The organism is Oleiphilus sp. HI0061, from assembly GCF_001635675.1.
In genome coordinates, this window is record NZ_LWFE01001366.1 from 1 (window position 1) to 718 (window position 718).

At 39.3% G+C, this 718-nt stretch carries 1 protein-coding gene; it reads right to left on the bottom strand.

The window, feature by feature from the left end:
• Nucleotides 1-354 (bottom strand): trigger factor family protein (locus A3735_RS21595; RefSeq protein ID WP_304440001.1); only part of this gene is annotated, 354 nt, incomplete at its 3' end.
• Nucleotides 355-718 lie beyond the last annotated feature (364 nt).

Here is a 718-nt window from a genome sequence, read left to right on the forward strand (position 1 = left end):
AGCCAATTCGATTTCTGGATACACTTCAAAAATCGCAATAAACTCTAGATCCTTACCTTCTTCAACTGTCTTAGGCTCAAAACGAGGATAACCAACCGGGTTAACTTTCTCTTGAGTCAACGCTTGAACGTAAGAGTTACGCATTACTTCGCCAATCACTTCTTGACGTACGCCTTGTCCATAACGCTTTTTAACAACCTTAACTGGCACCTTTCCTGGTCTAAAACCGTTGATACGTGCTGTTTTAGCCGTCTTCTGAAGGCGCTCCTCGACTTCTCGCTCGATCTGATCAGCAGGTACACCAATCGTCATTCGGCGCTCTATGGAAGACGTGGATTCAACAGAAACTTGCATGGACATTCCTCAATTATATATAACGTGTTTGCTCGAAGACCTAACACCACTACCAATCTGCGTACGCGCGCTTAAAGCACCTATATACATGATTGAAAGACAGTCTAGTGATCGAATCGATCTAGACAGTGTATCAGCCATTAAAATTATTGGGGGCGAATATTAAGATCACTACCTGAATATATCAAGCACTTTAATCGGCTTAAGAGTGCTTAATCGATGAAAAACATCAAAAACGCAAAATAATTCACAGGAAAGCGTAATAAACTAGAAAAGATTTATATTCAGATTATTCGTTATATATATATAACCAAGGAAGAGAACAAACAGCAGATATTTTATTGCGGTAAAATACTGCTTTTTT